This is a genomic window from Streptococcus gwangjuensis, assembly GCF_028156745.1.
GTDB classification, from domain to species: Bacteria; Bacillota; Bacilli; order Lactobacillales; family Streptococcaceae; genus Streptococcus; species Streptococcus gwangjuense_A.
The window spans coordinates 216,522-233,067 of sequence record NZ_JAODJG010000029.1 but is presented as its reverse complement, the minus strand read 5'-3'; the positions used below and the strand labels follow the sequence as shown (position 1 = coordinate 233,067).

Genomic DNA, 16,546 nt, shown 5'->3' with positions numbered 1-16,546 from the left:
ATTTACAACCCGTCAATAGAAAGGGAGTTTTTCTCTATGTTAATCGGAATTCCAAAAGAAATTAAGAATAATGAAAACCGTGTCGCCCTCACACCTGCTGGTGTCCACAGCTTAGTCGGTCGTGGTCATCGCGTCCTTATCGAAACAAATGCTGGTCTCGGTTCAGGCTTTACTGATGCTGACTATCAAAAGCAAGGAGCTGAGATTGTTTCTACTGCTGCTGAAGCCTGGTCGGCCGAGTTGGTCGTCAAAGTAAAAGAACCACTAGCTTCTGAATATGGATATTTGCGAGACGACCTACTTCTCTTTACCTACTTGCACATGGCTGCTGCCCCAGAATTAGCAGATGCTATGTTAGCAGCAAAAACAACTGGTATTGCCTATGAAACTGTTCGTGATTCTCAAGGTCAGTTACCACTCCTCGTTCCTATGAGTGAGGTTGCAGGCCGTATGGCAGTCCAAATCGGCGCCCATTTCCTAACTAAGCAAGCAGGAGGTTCTGGTGTCCTACTTGGGGGTGTACCGGGTGTGCCTAAAGGAAAAGTAACCATTATCGGTGGCGGTGTCGTCGGAACCCATGCTGCCCGAATTGCCCTTGGTCTTGGTGCTCAAGTAACCATCCTTGATATCAGTGCTAAACGTCTCTCCGTTTTAGAGGAGGTCTTTGGCCACCAAATTCAAACTCTCATGTCCAATTCATTCAACATCGAAGCCAGTGTGAGAGATGCGGATGTGGTAATCGGAGCGGTTCTCATCCCTGGTGCCAAGGCTCCAAAATTGGTGACAGATGAGATGGTCAAGCAAATGCGTCCAGGATCGGTCATCGTTGACGTTGCTGTTGACCAAGGTGGCGTTATCGAAACAGCTGACCGTGTGACAACGCACGATGAACCCGTCTATGAAAAACACGGTGTGCTCCACTATGCCGTTGCCAACATCCCCGGAGCGGTTGCTCGTACTTCAACCATCGCCCTAACCAATGTCACTCTTCCTTATATCGAAGCTTTGGCTGGCAAAGGATTCTCACAAGCAATCTCTGAGGATGAGGGCTTGCGCCAAGGTGTGACCACTTATCAAGGTTACTTAACCAGTCTTCCAGTAGCCCATGGTCTCGAAAAAAAACATACTCCAATTGACGAACTAGTCTAACAAATCTAATTATCAGATAAAAGAAAGAGCAAGTCCACCTGAACTGCTCTTTTTTGCTATTCTATTTCTTCTTGACTTTCTTCACTCTCTTCATTTTTAATTGGAGCTGGTTCATAAGCTCGGATAATCTGAGCGACAACTGGATGGCGAACCACATCCTTGGCTGAAAAATGAACAAAGTCAATCTGGTGAATGTTCTTGAGTTTCTCTTGAGCATCAATCAAACCGGACTTGACATTACGTGGTAGGTCAATCTGACTGATATCTCCATTGACAATCATCTTAGAATTAAAACCTAAACGAGTCAAAAACATCTTCATCTGCATGATGGTCGTATTTTGTGCCTCATCGAGAATGACAAAGGCATCATCCAAGGTTCGTCCCCGCATATAGGCAAGGGGCGCAATCTCGATAATTTCACGCTCCATGAGACGAGTTGTTTGGTCTTTTCCCAGAATCTGATACAAGGCATCATAAACAGGTCGAAGGTAAGGATCTACCTTCTCCTTGAGATCGCCTGGAAGAAAACCTAGACTCTCGCCAGCTTCCACTGCTGGACGAGTTAGGACAATCCGCTTGACCTGCCCACGTTTAAGGGCTGTCACGGCTAAAGTAACTGCAAGAAAAGTCTTCCCTGTCCCTGCGGGCCCAATTCCAAAAGTCACATCATGCTGTTTGACACTGTCCACATAAAGCTTTTGCCCTAGGGTTTTGACACGAATAGGTTTACCAGTATTATCCTTGATGATTTCTTCTTCGTAAAGGGCGACAAACTTGTCGATTTCATCGTTTTTGACCATGCTAATTGCAGTTACCACATCTGGCGTACCAACGGTCATCCCACGATTCACCAAGACCATGAGAGCTTGAATAACCTGACGGGCTTCCTCACAAGCAGACTCTTCTCCCAAAACTTGGACAATCTCAGTACGAGCATGAATCACCACATCAAGCTCTTCTTCCATCAAACGAAGATGGCGTTCATTGGAACCAAAAAGATGAAACAGATCATCTGGATGACTCAGTTGAATGTCTATTGAATGTTCCTTCAAATAAAGAACCTCTCTAATCCTTTTATTTCTTTTTATTATAGCAAAGGGGTGGAGAAATTACTAGCCCAAACCCAGTGAATCATGCTAGTGTTCTAAGTATTCTTGCCAGATAGCGTCAAAGTCTCCTAGGTTAAAAGAGAAACTGGCATGTTCTTCCAGAAAGCGACTCACCTCATCAAAATCATCTGTGTGTTTTGGGAAGGCTGACTCTTCAAAAGCGAGGTCTGCCAAGATTGCTTTGAGACTGTTACTTTTAGGATTGCGCTCGGTCATGAGCCAAGTGTAAAATGATTTTCTCATAAGTCACCCTAGATCAACTCTGTCCCAAACTGGTCTTGCTTGATTTTACCAGCCTTCATAAGACCACCTAAAGCTTTCTTGAACTGACCTTTAGAAATGCCAAAGGTTGCTTTGATGTCGTCTGGAGATGACTTATCATTTAAGGTCATGAAACCGCCATTGCTTTCCAAGTAGGTCAAAATCATCTGAGCATCATTTTCCAACATCTCAAAAGAGCGTGGTTTGAGGGAGAGATTCAACGTACGGTCCACTTCGCGGAAACCAATGACACGCGCATCTAAAACTTGACCCAAACGTGGCTCTGCATAGCGCTCGCTAGGATGGATAAAGCCAAGCATGTTATTTTCTGGTAGGTAAACAAAGGTTCCTGACAGCTTGAGACGGTAAACAATGGCTGGCCAGTTTTGGTTCTGCATGTTGTTGTAAGCAGGACGAGCTAGACGTTGAAAGTCTTCTTGATATGCCAAGAGTCCCCAGATTCGGTCTTTCTTGTCCACTTCAAGACGGATATAGAGTTGGTCACCCTTCTTAGGCCATAGTTCCTTAAGTTCAGGGAGAATATCTAGCGATACTACGACTTCCTTATCAGGAAGTCCTGTATCCACAAAGACACCCAAGTCTTTACGAACTTCCGTTACAGTCCCCCAACCAAATTGGTCCTGAGTGGCAGTCACTTCTAGAGTGGTCAGGCGGAGTTTTTGCTTCATATCCGTGTAGGCAAAACCTTTGACCGTATCCCCTACTGTATGTTGACCTTCTTCCTTAGCAAGAGCATAGGTTTGACCATCCTTTTGCACAAAGTAAAAACGGTCGTTTTCATCGATGATGAGTCCAACGATAAAACTTGCAAGATTTATATTCATATTTCCTTCTTTCGAATAAAACTCAGCCAGCAATGCCAACTGAGTTTTTCTGTTTATTTTTAGACTTCCAAAAGTTCTTTCTCTTTATTAGCAGTCATGTCGTCGATGTGTTTGACAGCATCGTCTGTCACTTTTTGAATATCTTTTTCAAGAGTCTTCAATTCGTCTTCAGTGATTTCTTTTGCTTTTTCTTGTTTCTTGGCTTCATCCATAGCATCACGACGGATATTGCGGACAGCCACTTTAGCATTTTCGCCGACTTTCTTCACTTCTTTAGCAAGGTCACGACGAGTTTCTTCTGTAAGAGCTGGGATAACCAAGCGGATTACAGAACCGTCATTAGCTGGTGTAATACCAAGATCAGAAGCGTTCAAGGCACGTTCGATGTCTTTCAATGAAGACTTGTCAAATGGTGTTACTAACAAAACACGCGCTTCTGGAATGGTGATTGAAGCGATTTGGTTAAGAGGAGTTTCTACTCCATAGTACTCTACATGTACACGGTCAAGCAAGCTTGCATTGGCACGGCCGGCACGGATACCACCAAATTCACGAGCAAGTGATTGGTGAGACTGGGTCATTCTCTCTTTAGCTTTTTCAATAATTGCGTTAGCCATAATCTTTCTTATTCCTTTTCTTCGATATTATTTGAAACTGTTGTTCCGATATTTTCACCAAATACGACACGTTTGATGTTGCCTGGTTGATTCATGTTGAAGACAACTAAGTCAATGTCATTATCCATTGAGAGGGTTGAAGCAGTTGAGTCCATGATGCGGAGACCTTTATTGATAACGTCACGGTGGGTCAATTCTTCAAACTTAACGGCTGTCTTGTCCTTCTTAGGATCGGCATTGTAAACACCATCTACGCCATTTTTAGCCATAAGGATGGCATCCGCTTCGATTTCAGCTGCACGAAGGGCCGCTGTTGTATCTGTTGAGAAGTAAGGTGAACCAATTCCGGCACCAAAGATAACGATACGGCCTTTCTCAAGGTGACGAAGGGCACGTCCACGGACATAAGGCTCTGCCACTTGTTGCATAGCAATGGCAGTTTGCACACGCGTATCGACACCAACTTGTTGCAATGAATCTGCCATCACAAGAGCATTCATAACGGTCCCAAGCATTCCTGTGTAATCTGCCTGAACGCGGTCCATTCCTGCTTCTGCTGCAGGTTCTCCACGCCAGAGATTTCCTCCACCGATAACAAGGGCAATTTCGATACCTAAGCTATGAACTTCTTGAATCTCTTTTGCGATTGTTTGAACTGTTTGGATATCAATCCCTACGCCACGTTCACCGGCAAGGGCTTCACCTGATAACTTGATTAAAATACGTTTATACTTGGGATTCGCCATTTTCACTCTCCTTCTTTTATCCTACCTATTTTATCACAATTTCTAAGATTTTTATAGTATCATGAGCAATTCTTTCAAAAAAATTAGACCGTTAAAAATTCCTCTAAATCGTTAAGAGCACGCTCTGCAATTTTTTCATAACGAGCCTTCTTATCACGGATACGTTCGCCTTCCAACTCCTTGATGATTCCAAAATTGACATTCATTGGTTGGAAATGTTTGCTGTCGGCATGAGTGATGTAATGAGCCAGACTTCCAATCGCTGTCGTCTCTGGGAAAATAGCCTCACTTTCTCCCTTGAAGAGACGAGCCGCGTTAATTCCCGCAACCAAGCCTGAAGCCGCTGACTCAACATAGCCTTCCACACCCGTCATCTGACCAGCAAAGAAGAGATTTGGTTGTTTCTTAGACCGGTAGGTCTGCTCAAGAAGATTCGGTGAATCCATGTAAGAATTGCGGTGCATAACACCATAACGAACAAACTCAGCATTTTCAAGACCTGGAATCATTTGGAAGACTCGCTTTTGTTCTCCCCATTTGAGGTGAGTCTGGAAACCAACGATATTGTAGAGGCTACCAGCCGCATTGTCCTGACGCAGCTGAACCACCGCATAAGGTGTTTTAAATTCTCCATCACGAGGTCCTGTGTAGTCGTCCGGATACTCAAGGCCAACTGGTTTCATCGGACCATAAAGCATGGTTTTAATACCACGTTTGGCCATGACTTCGATAGGCATACAGCCCTCAAAATACTTTTCTTTTTCAAAAGAATTCAGCGGCGCTTCTTCCGCATTGACCAAGGCTTCGTGGAAATTCATAAATTCTTGTTTGGTCATAGGGGCATTGAGGTAGGCTGCTTCTCCCTTATCATAACGAGATTTTAGATATACCTTGCTCATATCGATAGTATTGACATCGATAATAGGCGCTGCCGCATCGTAGAAATAGAAACCATCGCCGTCATTAAGAGCATGAATCTTTTCAGCCAAGGCATCGCTAGTCAAAGGACCAGTAGCGACAACTGTGATTACATCAGTCGGTAATTCTGTAATTTCATCACGAACCACTTCAATCAAGGGATGGTTGGCAACTTTTTCGGTTACCATTTGGGAGAAACCATCACGGTCCACCGCAAGAGCACCACCTGCAGGAACACGTGTAGCCTCAGCAGATTCCAAAATAACAGAACCCAAGCGACGCATTTCTTCCTTGAGAAGACCAACTGCATTTGTCAGAGCATCTCCACGAAGAGAATTGGAACAAACTAACTCTGCAAAATTGTCTGTTTTGTGCTGGGGTGTTGACTTGACACCACGCATTTCATAAAGTTTAACTGGAATACCACGTTCTGCGATTTGGTAGGCTGCTTCAGAACCTGCCAAACCAGCACCGATAACATTGATATAAGATTGAGACACGACACTAATACCTCTTTGGGAGTGTGAAGTCAAGATTCACATTGAAAAAGCAAATCAGACTTACGAGCTTTCGAGTTACTTGGCCCAGGCTGAAAAAGTCCACTGGACTTTCCTCGCTCTCGAATTTCTTGGCTCAGGCTGAAAAAGTCCACAGGACTTTTTCACTCCCACAAATCTTTCTAATTTTTTCTTCTACTAGTATAACAAAAAAAGGGAAGAAGGCAAACTTCCCTGTTTAGTCATTTTGATGGTTGATAAGTGAGTAAATCTAATATTAAAACGTTTAGTAAATGATGTCAGTTCCAATCTCTATCTCTCATACTCTTTATTTCTTGATAAATATCCTTTCGAAACTTTCCAAGAGATATATTTCTTATATCATTCTCAAAAATAATATCCCCATATATTAGACAATCAATGTCATCATCTATAAATGAGTTATTAAATTCTATGAAATCAGTATCATAATTACTTTTGAGTAAATCTCTTAGTTCTTGACGATAGAGTTCGGAATATCGCTCTTCTCTATCTAACATTTTTCTAACGTCAGTGTCATGTATACTGTATGCTTCTTTCAAATTAATAGCATCCATATCCGATTTCTTCTCAATACTTGTACTATACTCAATTTCTATATCGTCAATTCCTTTCATTAAATAACTAAATTTAACCTCATGTTTCTTTTCTCTATCTTCAAGAAAGGGATAAACATAGAAGTCAATTGTTCGTTTAATGTTATTGCAGACTCCACAAACTGGAATAAAATTGTATATGGAAACTGCAAAAATGGGATATTTGTCTTTATTATAAAAGTGATCCATTTGAGCACCTAGCTTGTCATCCCGAGAGTTTACATAATTACGATTGCAATATGGACAAACAGCAATATCTAATTCCTTTACCAACAGAATATTAATCTTTTTTGCCTCAATCTTTTTTCCCAAAATTTTACCCTCTGTATATACTGCTTTCAATCGTTGAATATTTTCTTCTTGAAAAACTTTCTTATTAATTATATTTTGATCCATTCGATACTTAATTAATCGAGCTAAATTATCTAATTTTTCTGGAGGCATTATGATTAATTGTTTAAAATCTTCTTCATAGTTTCCACCAGTAAAGTATTCAAGAACATTTTCTTTCCCAATAATTTTTTTGCATTGGTTAATTAACTTAAAAATATTTCCCCCTTTAAATTTTGTTTTTTTTCTACCACTACGAGTTCTTTTATTAATTACTCTAGTAAACTCCTTTTTAATTTCATCATAGTAGACATTCTTCAAATCATTGGAATATACATCTTTTATATTAATCAATTATTTCACCCTAAATTCGTTTTTTTTAATTCTTCTAACTCTTTTTCCAATTGTTGAATACGTTCATTAATCTTAATAGTATTAGGAAATGCTTTTTCATACATAAACATAAGTTTTTTTCGAATCATTGTTTCCCCTATTGAATTAATTAGTTTTTTTAATATTTTTTTAAATTCCTCCTCAGTCTTATTCTTATCCAATAACAATGATTGAAGGAAATCTTCTCTTATTTTTTCTTTATTTGGATTATCCCCTAACAACTCATAAATTGTATGAATAGTAACATTTATTCTATCATTCGAAAAATTCCCACGTGTACTATCTAAGAAAAAAGATGAACGATACAAATCATAAATATTTTGTCCAAAAGTTTTTATGCCATCCTTTTCTGCATCAATAACTTTTCTTTGACTATCTCCATCTCTTCGTAACATAATTACGTTCTCAAGAAAAACATCAGATAACATCACAGGAGAATAGGTCGTCATAACAATTTGTATATTTTTTTCTTTAAAAATTTTACCAATAATAGGTAGAACCGAATTTATCCACTTACGTTGCCACTCAGGATGTAAACCTAAATCTACTTCATCCAATAAAACAATTACATCAGCTGTTTCATTAAGTGTTTGAGATTTACTATATAGTCTACCAAATAAGTTTAAAAGAGCATATTCTCCTGAACTCAAAGCATTCCACGAAAATTCAATTGAGTTTAAGATTTCCTGAATCTGAGAAAAGTCAAAATTGTTTATGTAAAAGTTATAATTATATGATAAGGCTGTAATTAAATCATTTAAATCTTGATATTTATCAGAAAAAATTTCAAAGTTTGATTTATTAGATTTAATAAACTCAACAATAATCTTTAAATGCGATACTTCATCTCTCGAAATATAAATAGATAGGTTATCTAACACTTCTTCTGTTGTTCTCTTCCTTAGTTTATATCTTTCACTGCAATAATAAAATACCTTTAAATATTCAATGTCACTGTATTCTATCAAATTAGAAAAACAAACCATTAAATCCCGTTGTAGAATACTTGGCAATTCTTTTGTTGTCTTAATAAACTCCGATATCCATTTTTCCTGCTCAATTTTAGAAAAACTATCTAATAAATCACTAATAAAATATTTATAGAGGTTACATAATAATATCGAATGAGATTCAACAGAAAGATTACTTTTCATTATCTCATTGATACTATCTTTCTCAATTAAATTCTTTAAAACACTTTCTTTCAATTTACCTTGTTTAATATCTTCAATTACTCCTTTTGATGATTCTACGATTTCTAATTCTTCATAGTTTTCTTCAAAGTATTCCTCCTCAACTATATTTAATTCCTCTTGAATTTCCTTTAAACAATCAACCATTAAATTAATTAAATCTCTTACATGAAATACAAATTCTTCAGGGAGATATTTCGTATAATTAGAACCTACTTTATGTAAAAACAGATGGAAAACCTTAAAGTTTTCCACCATATCTTGATTATACGCCAATCTATCTGATTCTAAATAACTATACATATGTATGAGGCTTCCTTTTAACAAGGATAAAAATTTACTTTGTAAATCTCTTCCACTGTAGAAAGAAAATAAATCAATCCTCCCCTTATCTTTTTTCTCTATGTCAATAGAAAAGTCAGTAGAAGATATATCATATCTATTTTCAAGATACTTCAAATAACTGTCTGAAATAATTCCTTCTTCATTATCAAATTTTTCCACCAGATACTCAAAGTAGGAGTCTTTGTCAATTTCAGTAAATTTGTAACCATCAAAACTATCAAGAAATTCTTCATAATTTAACCGATCATCATAACAATCATAAATAAAATCTTGATAATTTTCCGAGTTCGCAATGGATGTATGGATAAAATCAAGATAGCTTTCAATATTTTGGTTACTAGAAGATGAATTAAAATTAAAATTAAAATTAACACTAATTACTTTTCCACTAAAACTTAGTATATCTTGAACTGCATCAAAATTGTCACTTGATAAAATAAATTTAATTTGTGAATTCATATCTTTTTTATTGATAGCTAACAAATTTTCCTCATGAAGCATCCTGGAAGTTGAAATATCATGCTCACTTGAATGTACTATGATCTCAATTGAATTAGATAATTTAATTATGGGCAATTCAGGAAAACTAAGATAGTTTAAATTTATATAAATATCGTTATCAGACGTACGTAATGCAAACTCTCCAACGTTAGAATTATCAATAAAATAGTCATCCCCTCGCTTAAAAATTAAAATTCTATCAGAATGTCTATTTACAATATCATTTAACAACCTTGTTTTTCCAATACCATTTTCACCAACTATTATTGTCAAATCATTAACAGCATTTGTATATGGAATCTTGATATAATCTAAATCTCTCACTACTTTAAAAGTACTTTTTTCAACATACACAATTTGAATATCAGGTAAAAAATTTAATACATCGTAATTTTTATCATTCTTCTTAATTATTGAAACTAATCTAAAATTTTCATTTTCTATCATTTTACTTCCTTATAAAATTATTTAATTATAACATAACGCTTATCAAAGCAGTTATAATAGTCATCAATATAAAATACATCTATTATTTATACGTCAGAAAAAATATAAGAATAGCATAATTGGTATGTTTGTTCTTCCTTAACTACTCTTATCAAATTGTCGTATCCTAATCATTTGCTGTTATTATTTCTTAATAAAAGAAGTAAGAGTATAAAGTATTTTTGTTAATATTGCAAAATTTACAAAAAAACTATAAATTAGTATATAGGGTTAAGTATCTACTATTCACTCTTGATTTTCTTCCCAGTCGTGGTAGGCAGCGTAAAGCTGGCTTTTATTCCACTGGTAAATCTTTGCTACTTCCTTAATGGCTTGATTTTTCTTCATACCATGTTGGATGCGGGCTTGGATTTCTAAGAACAAGTCTTCCTCGTCTTTTTCTTCCACATCCTGACTGGCACCTTCAACGATAAGAAGGCATTCTCCCTTAAGTGGCGTTTCAGAGATGCTTTCCAGCAATTCAGAGATCTTTCCTCTTTGGTATTCTTCATAGATTTTGGTCAATTCCCTAACCAAAACGACCGAGCGGTCACCGTAGACTTCTAGCATATTTTCCAACGTATCTGCTACACGATGAGGGGATTCATAGAAAATTTGTGTTTCAGGATAGTCTTTTTTCGAGTCGAAAAATTGCTTTTGCTGACCTGATTTTCTCGGTAAAAAACCATAAAAGATATGTGGCTGTGGCGCTAAACCACTGGCAATCAAAGCAGAAATTCCTGCAGAGGCACCTGGAACAGTGACAACTGCGATTTCCTCCTCAATCGCTGCCTTAACCAAATCATGACCAGGGTCTGAGATACTAGGCAGACCCGCGTCGGATACCTGAGCAATACTTTGTCCTGCTTTCAGGAAACCAATCAAATCAGGAATCTTTTCCTTGGCATTGTGCTCATGAAAACTGATCTGCTTGGTGGAAATATCAAAATGCTTGAGCAATAGACCTGTATTGCGCGTGTCCTCAGCAGCAATCGAGTCCACTTCTTTCAAGGTCTGGATAGCTCGAAAAGTCATATCATCTAAATTACCAATCGGCGTTGCCACTAGGTAAAGCTTGCCATAGGGAGACTGCCCCTTAAAACTTTTTTGAATCTGCATGCCTACTCCCTGTACAACAACTCGTCACAGAACATACATTCCTCGTCCTGCTCTCGACGTTGTCCATAAAAATCATTACATACGTGAAATCCATCACGGTAAATGCGACGGACACTTTCGCGAACATGTTTGGCCTTGACAGGAGCATCTGCTTCTACCTCACCCAAGCGTTCTCGCAACTTACTATTTTCCAAGCGAAGAGCTGTATTTTCCTCTACCAGGCTCTTGAGATTTTTCTTGATGGCTTCCACATCGGCTAAGGTTACCAATAACTGTTGGGAAAAATCATCCAGCGCGTCAAATAATTCTTTTTTGTCCATAAAACAGCCCTTTCCTTTCTTTATCGTTCATTTTTGAGTTTACATTTCTTTCAAGACCAGATATTCCATGGCATTTTGAAAGCTGACATTAGCTTGCCACATTTTTCTAGCTTCTAGCAAATCTTGTAGAATCACTCTTACTCTTGCTTGTAGGATATCTTGCCCACAGAGGACTTCAAGAATCCGTAAAACCTGATCTTGTTTTTCCTTGTCATCTGCCAAGCTAGCTAGTTTAGCAACTTGCAAATAACTTTCTTTTTTCTTAGCTACTAACCAAGTCAGCAGGCGTTCACTTTCATCAACCAAGGTCCAAAAACTTGCCTGATTGGCTAACTTTTCTGCTTCAGCTCGCGATTGACTAAACTGGGCTAAAAGAGTCGCTTTTTTCTTAACCAGACCTGCTTGTTCTAATTGATGGATGAGCTTTTCTTCTTGCTTTTTAAAGTGGAAAATCTGAGTCCGACTACGGATGGTCGGCAACATCTTTTCCTCATCACTAGTCAAGAAGAAAATATAAACCTCACTCTGGGGTTCTTCGATGACCTTGAGCAGAGAATTGGCTGCATTAGGATGCATTTTCTCAGCTTGCTCGATAATAAAGACCTGTTGCTGACTTTCAATCCCTGCTTGGGAAAACTGCCCCACCAATTCTCGAATCCGTTCTGTCTTGATGACCTGATTGACTGGCTTAATCAAAGTGACATCGGGAAATTCTCCCTGTTCAATCAGCTTACAATTTCGGCAGTTTTCACATGGCAACACGCCTACTTTATCCGTACAAAAGAGGCTCTTAGCTAAAAATTGCGCCATTTCCAGGCTTCCAAAGAAACCTGAAAAGAGGTAGGCATGATTGAGCTGGTCTTGTTGTAGGATACGGACAAAGCGGTCAAACTGATCTGGTTGCCAAGCCTTTAGTTGATCTTGTTTCATTTAGCTAATCCCATTCTCTCAAACAAGACAGCCTTGGTAGTTTCCACAACTTGCTCCAAAGGAAGACTCGCATCAATCTTGACTATGCGATTTCTTTCTTTGTACAGAAGAGAAAGGTAGCCTTGACGAACTTTTTTATGCAAGTCCAATCCTTCCAAGTCCAAACGATTGACCTCACGATTACTATTAGCTGCAATGCGAGCCAGACCTTCTTCTACCTCGATGTCAAAATAGAGGGTCAAATCAGGTTTGAGGCCATCTGTCGCAAACTGATTGAGCCAGTCAATGGCGTCAATGTCCAAACCACGACCAAATCCCTGATAGGCAACGGAACTATCGATGAAGCGGTCCATAATGACCAACTTGCCAGCTTCAAGTGCTGGAAGAACTTTTTCCACCAAGTGCTGTCTGCGACTAGCAATATAGAGGAGGAGCTCTGTCTTAGCATCCATCTGAGTATGACTTGGGTCCAAAATCACTTCCCGAATCTTCTCTCCTATCAAGACTCCGCCAGGTTCACGGGTCGTCAGCACCTCTACCCCTTTTTCCTCTAAAATTGGGAGCAGAGCCTCTAAAACACTGGTCTTTCCTGCTCCCTCTGGTCCCTCAAGAGAAACTAAAAATCCTTTTGACATGTCTAACTCATTTCTTTTTTACTACTTCTATTCTATCAAAAAAATAGGAGTTTGTGACAATCTTTTTGTCTTCTCATTTCATACTCAATGAAAATCAAAGAGCAAACTAGGAAGCTAGCCGCAGGTTGCTCAAAACACTGTTTTGAGGTTGCAGATGGAAGCTGACGCAGTTTGAAGAGATTTTCGAAGAGTATCAACCACCATAAAAGAGGCAGACAAATCCACCTCTTATTTACCTAATTCTTTTGTTCGTTTGTAGGCTTGACCAACTGCATCCATGACCGTTCCTCGAAAAGCATGCGCTTCTAGGCTTGCTACGCCAGCGATAGTCGAACCGCCTGGGCTACAAACTTGGTCTTTCAATACTCCAGGATGCTCTTGGCTTTCTAGGACCAATTGCCCAGCTCCTACCACAGTTTGAGCAGCCATTTTCAATGCCGTTTCTCTTGGTAATCCCGTCTGAACACCCGCATCTGCCAACGCCTCAATAAAGAGATAGACAAAAGCCGGTCCACAACCTGCAAGACCTGTCGCTGCGTCAATTAAGCTTTCTCCTAGTTCAACCAAGAGACCAGCCTTAGTTAAAAGCTGACAAAATAGCTCACTATCCTCAGCCCTGCAATTAGAAGACAAGGCATAACTAATCACTCCTTGTCCGATAGAAGCAGGGGTATTTGGCATCATACGAATAATTCGGTATTGATTTGGAAGAAGACTAGCGAGTTTTTCTATGGTCAATCCAGCTGCCATGGAAATCAAAAGAAGACTTTCTCGTTTTTCAAGGATGGTCTGGTACTGAGAAAGCAGTTCAGAAAACTGAGCAGGCTTAACTCCTAGAAAAATCACATCTGCTTCTGCGAATATTTCTTCATTGCTGGAAGCCTGACCACCAAAGTCTGCAATGAAAGCATCTACCTTGGCTTGACTACGATTGGCAAGGAGAATCTCATCTGACAGTCTAGCCTGCAAGACAGCTTTGGCCAAACTAGCACCCATATTCCCCAAGCCGATAAATCCAATCTTCATCTCTTACTCCCTTATCTGTCCGTCACCAGTAACCACATACTTGTAGCTAGTCAACTCCTTCAAGCCCATTGGACCACGCGCGTGCAATTTCTGAGTTGAAATCCCCATTTCACAACCCAGACCAAACTGGCCTCCATCTGTGAAACGAGTTGAAGCATTGACATAGACAGCTGCAGAGTCCACTTGATCTGTAAAGTAAGCTGCAGCCTCAGCATTTTCCGTCATAATAGCATCCGAATGATGGGTACTGTGGGTTTCAATATGGGCAACCGCTTCTTCTAAACTGCTCACAACCTTAACAGCTAGGACATAGTCTAAAAACTCGGTGTCAAAGTCTTGTGCTTCAGCTACTTGACCTGAAACAAACTGACTTGCTTTCTCATCTAAACGGAATTGAATTGGCTCCAACCCGGCTTCTTTACGCTCTGCAACTAGAACTTGCTCCAAGCGAGGAAGGAAGCTTGCTGCTTTGTCTTCATGAACAAGTAGAACCTCCATGGCATTACAAACAGAAGGACGACTAGTTTTTGCATTGTTGATGATAGACAGAGCCTTGTCTTCATCTGCATCCTTATCCACATAGACATGGACAATCCCAGTCCCTGTCTCAATAACAGGTACGATCGCATTTTCAACAACGGCATTAATCAAGCCAGCCCCTCCACGAGGAATGAGGAGGTCTAGATAGCCCTTGGCCTTCATCATGGCATAGCTACTTTCACGGCTGGTATCTTCCACTAGTTGAATCACATCTGGATGAATGGTCGTCGTCTCCAAGCCCTCCTTCAAGGCTGTGACAATGGCATGGGCTGTTTGATAGGCATCCTTACCACTACGAAGAACAACCGCATTCCCACTCTTGAGAGCTAGAGCAGCTGCGTCAGACGTCACATTTGGACGACTTTCATAGATAATACCGATAACACCCATAGCTACACGTTTTTTGGTGATAACCAAACCATTTTCAAGATGATTGGTTTCTAAAACTTCACCGATTGGATCTGGTAAGGCAACCACTTCACGAATCCCAGTTGCCATCGCTTCTATACGACTCGCATCCAAATAAAGACGATCCAGCATCACATCTGAGATTTTACCCTTGGCCGCTTCCATATCGAGGGCATTGGCTGCTAAAATCTCCTCAGTAGCTGCTAATAAATGATCAGCCATGGCTAGCAAGGCCTGGTTTTTCACCTCTTCACTAGCTGTGTTGATCGATTTTTTAACAGCCTGTACCTGTTCAAATTGTTCTTGTGTACTTACCATAATTTACCTCTAAAATTCTGTAAAGAGTAGTTGGATTTCAGGAGTAATGGAAATCCAGTCATCACGGTGAATCAGGACACCCTTGGCTTTTTGAGAACGCAACATATCCTCCAAAGCAGATGCTCCAAATTGCACGCGTCCTTTTCCAAGTGATTTTCCACTTTCCTTGTCAAATACTGTCACAATATCACCGTAAGAAAAGGCGCCTTCTGCTTCAACAACACCAGATAAAAGGAGACTCTTGCCATGTTGAGAGAGAGCTTCTGCAGCCCCTTTATCAACCCAAATAGAACCTTGACTCTGAGCATAAAAAGCCAGCCATTGTTTCTGGGTACGAAGTCCCTTCTCTTGAGCAACAAAGTAGGAACCATCCTTGGTCTCCTCAGCTGCCTCAATCATGGCATCTGATTTCAAGGATGAACAGATATAAACAGGAACTCCTGATTCTGTCGCAATAGTTGCAGCTTTGATTTTGGTTAACATGCCACCAGTTCCGTTTGACGAACCAGCTCCACCGGCCATATCGATAATCTCACGATTGATGGTCTCGATTCGCTCCAAGCGTTTGGCTCTTGAATCTGAATTAGGATTTCCAGTATAGAGACCGTCCACATCTGTCAAGAGAACCAAAAGGTCTGCTTGGACCATGGCTGCTACCTGAGCACTTAGAGTATCATTGTCCCCAACCTTGAGCTCATCAATAACGACACTGTCATTCTCATTGATGATAGGAATCGCTCCACGGCTAAGTAGAACTGACAAAGCCTGATGGGCATTTTTATAACGGCGCTTATCCACAAAGTCATCCTGGGTCAGCAAGATTTGTGCAGAAACGATTTGGCGCAAGAGAAGATTGGTTGTGTATTCTTCCAACAAAAGGCCTTGCCCTACCGCTGCTGAAGCCTGTTTATCAGCAATCTTAGTCGGACGCTTTTTAAATCCTAAGGCCCCAAAACCTGCAGCAATGGCACCCGACGATACCAAAATCAATTCATGACCAGCCTCGTGCAACATAGCCAACTGCTGGGTAATAGCCTTTACCTTACTACGTGATAAACTTCCATCCTCATTTGTCAGAGAAGAAGTCCCCACCTTAAAGACAATCCGTTTGTATTTCATAGTCTCACTCCGATTCTTCATATTTATCCATTATAACATGAATGGCAGGAAATAGAAAAGAGTTGATAGGAAAAAGGTCGAGACAAGTCATCTCAACCTTTTATCA

Annotated in this window: 16 protein-coding genes; 1 reads left to right on the top strand and 15 read right to left on the bottom strand. The window is 39.8% G+C overall.

Annotated features, from left to right (window positions below):
* Positions 1-36 precede the first annotated feature (36 nt).
* Positions 37-1,149, top strand: coding sequence for an alanine dehydrogenase (gene ald, locus N5909_RS03495; protein ID WP_033681903.1), 1,113 nt, complete (start codon positions 37-39; stop codon positions 1,147-1,149).
* 56 nt (positions 1,150-1,205) lie between these two features.
* On the opposite strand, the gene N5909_RS03490 is transcribed toward ald, so the two are convergent.
* From N5909_RS03490 to proB, 15 genes are all read right to left on the bottom strand, one after another.
* A complete protein-coding gene (locus N5909_RS03490; protein WP_033681905.1) occupies positions 1,206-2,201 on the bottom strand; it encodes a PhoH family protein in 996 nt (331 codons plus the stop codon).
* A gap of 84 nt (positions 2,202-2,285) precedes the next feature.
* Complete coding sequence (locus N5909_RS03485) at positions 2,286-2,501, bottom strand: YozE family protein (protein WP_033681906.1); 216 nt, start codon at positions 2,499-2,501, stop codon at positions 2,286-2,288.
* Between the two features lie 8 nt (positions 2,502-2,509).
* Positions 2,510-3,364, bottom strand: a complete 855-nt coding sequence (gene cvfB, locus N5909_RS03480; RefSeq protein WP_033681907.1) for an RNA-binding virulence regulatory protein CvfB — start codon at positions 3,362-3,364, stop codon at positions 2,510-2,512.
* A gap of 59 nt (positions 3,365-3,423) precedes the next feature.
* Entirely contained in the window at positions 3,424-3,981 is a 558-nt protein-coding gene (gene frr, locus N5909_RS03475) for a ribosome recycling factor (RefSeq protein ID WP_001262225.1), read from the bottom strand.
* Positions 3,982-3,989: 8 nt separating this feature from the next.
* Positions 3,990-4,727: a UMP kinase gene (gene pyrH, locus N5909_RS03470; protein WP_000002996.1), complete on the bottom strand. Its 738-nt coding sequence runs from the start codon at positions 4,725-4,727 to the stop codon at positions 3,990-3,992.
* A gap of 83 nt (positions 4,728-4,810) precedes the next feature.
* On the bottom strand, positions 4,811-6,145 hold the full coding sequence (gene trmFO, locus N5909_RS03465) for a methylenetetrahydrofolate--tRNA-(uracil(54)-C(5))-methyltransferase (FADH(2)-oxidizing) TrmFO (protein ID WP_000083714.1): 1,335 nt from the start codon (positions 6,143-6,145) through the stop codon (positions 4,811-4,813).
* 296 nt (positions 6,146-6,441) lie between these two features.
* On the bottom strand, positions 6,442-7,461 hold the full coding sequence (locus tag N5909_RS03460) for a hypothetical protein (RefSeq protein ID WP_271630816.1): 1,020 nt from the start codon (positions 7,459-7,461) through the stop codon (positions 6,442-6,444).
* 5 nt (positions 7,462-7,466) lie between these two features.
* Positions 7,467-9,986 carry an AAA family ATPase gene (locus N5909_RS03455; protein WP_271630815.1) on the bottom strand — a complete coding sequence of 840 codons (2,520 nt, stop codon included), beginning with the start codon at positions 9,984-9,986 and terminating at the stop codon, positions 7,467-7,469.
* Positions 9,987-10,271: 285 nt separating this feature from the next.
* On the bottom strand, positions 10,272-11,144 hold the full coding sequence (gene rsmI, locus N5909_RS03450; RefSeq protein ID WP_033681909.1) for a 16S rRNA (cytidine(1402)-2'-O)-methyltransferase: 873 nt from the start codon (positions 11,142-11,144) through the stop codon (positions 10,272-10,274).
* A gap of 2 nt (positions 11,145-11,146) precedes the next feature.
* The gene (gene yabA / locus N5909_RS03445; protein ID WP_000358228.1) at positions 11,147-11,464 is read right to left on the bottom strand and encodes a DNA replication initiation control protein YabA; all 318 of its coding nucleotides are present in this window, start codon (positions 11,462-11,464) and stop codon (positions 11,147-11,149) included.
* A 39-nt stretch (positions 11,465-11,503) separates the two neighbouring features.
* Positions 11,504-12,394, bottom strand: coding sequence for a DNA polymerase III subunit delta' (locus tag N5909_RS03440; protein ID WP_271630813.1), 891 nt, complete (start codon positions 12,392-12,394; stop codon positions 11,504-11,506).
* A complete protein-coding gene (gene tmk / locus N5909_RS03435) occupies positions 12,391-13,029 on the bottom strand; it encodes a dTMP kinase (RefSeq protein WP_033681911.1) in 639 nt (212 codons plus the stop codon). Before tmk ends, N5909_RS03440 begins: the two co-directional genes overlap by 4 nt.
* Before the next feature lie 228 nt (positions 13,030-13,257).
* Positions 13,258-14,055: a pyrroline-5-carboxylate reductase gene (gene proC, locus N5909_RS03430; protein ID WP_033681913.1), complete on the bottom strand. Its 798-nt coding sequence runs from the start codon at positions 14,053-14,055 to the stop codon at positions 13,258-13,260.
* 3 nt (positions 14,056-14,058) lie between these two features.
* On the bottom strand, positions 14,059-15,321 hold the full coding sequence (locus N5909_RS03425; RefSeq protein WP_033681914.1) for a glutamate-5-semialdehyde dehydrogenase: 1,263 nt from the start codon (positions 15,319-15,321) through the stop codon (positions 14,059-14,061).
* Between the two features lie 9 nt (positions 15,322-15,330).
* Entirely contained in the window at positions 15,331-16,440 is a 1,110-nt protein-coding gene (gene proB / locus N5909_RS03420) for a glutamate 5-kinase (protein ID WP_033681915.1), read from the bottom strand.
* Between the last annotated feature and the right edge of the window lie 106 nt (positions 16,441-16,546).

Bases quoted from the DNA above. Each gene is read 5' to 3' on its own strand.
- proC (WP_033681913.1), bottom strand. From the start codon at position 14,055: ATGAAGATTGGATTTATCGGCTTGGGGAATATGGGTGCTAGTTTGGCC.
- tmk (WP_033681911.1), bottom strand. From the start codon at position 13,029: ATGTCAAAAGGATTTTTAGTTTCTCTTGAGGGACCAGAGGGAGCAGGA.
- N5909_RS03485 (WP_033681906.1), bottom strand. From the start codon at position 2,501: ATGAGAAAATCATTTTACACTTGGCTCATGACCGAGCGCAATCCTAAA.
- frr (WP_001262225.1), bottom strand. From the start codon at position 3,981: ATGGCTAACGCAATTATTGAAAAAGCTAAAGAGAGAATGACCCAGTCT.
- N5909_RS03425 (WP_033681914.1), bottom strand. From the start codon at position 15,321: ATGGTAAGTACACAAGAACAATTTGAACAGGTACAGGCTGTTAAAAAA.
- N5909_RS03455 (WP_271630815.1), bottom strand. From the start codon at position 9,986: ATGATAGAAAATGAAAATTTTAGATTAGTTTCAATAATTAAGAAGAAT.
- yabA (WP_000358228.1), bottom strand. From the start codon at position 11,464: ATGGACAAAAAAGAATTATTTGACGCGCTGGATGATTTTTCCCAACAG.
- N5909_RS03440 (WP_271630813.1), bottom strand. From the start codon at position 12,394: ATGAAACAAGATCAACTAAAGGCTTGGCAACCAGATCAGTTTGACCGC.
- pyrH (WP_000002996.1), bottom strand. From the start codon at position 4,727: ATGGCGAATCCCAAGTATAAACGTATTTTAATCAAGTTATCAGGTGAA.
- ald (WP_033681903.1), top strand. From the start codon at position 37: ATGTTAATCGGAATTCCAAAAGAAATTAAGAATAATGAAAACCGTGTC.
- proB (WP_033681915.1), bottom strand. From the start codon at position 16,440: ATGAAATACAAACGGATTGTCTTTAAGGTGGGGACTTCTTCTCTGACA.
- rsmI (WP_033681909.1), bottom strand. From the start codon at position 11,144: ATGCAGATTCAAAAAAGTTTTAAGGGGCAGTCTCCCTATGGCAAGCTT.
- cvfB (WP_033681907.1), bottom strand. From the start codon at position 3,364: ATGAATATAAATCTTGCAAGTTTTATCGTTGGACTCATCATCGATGAA.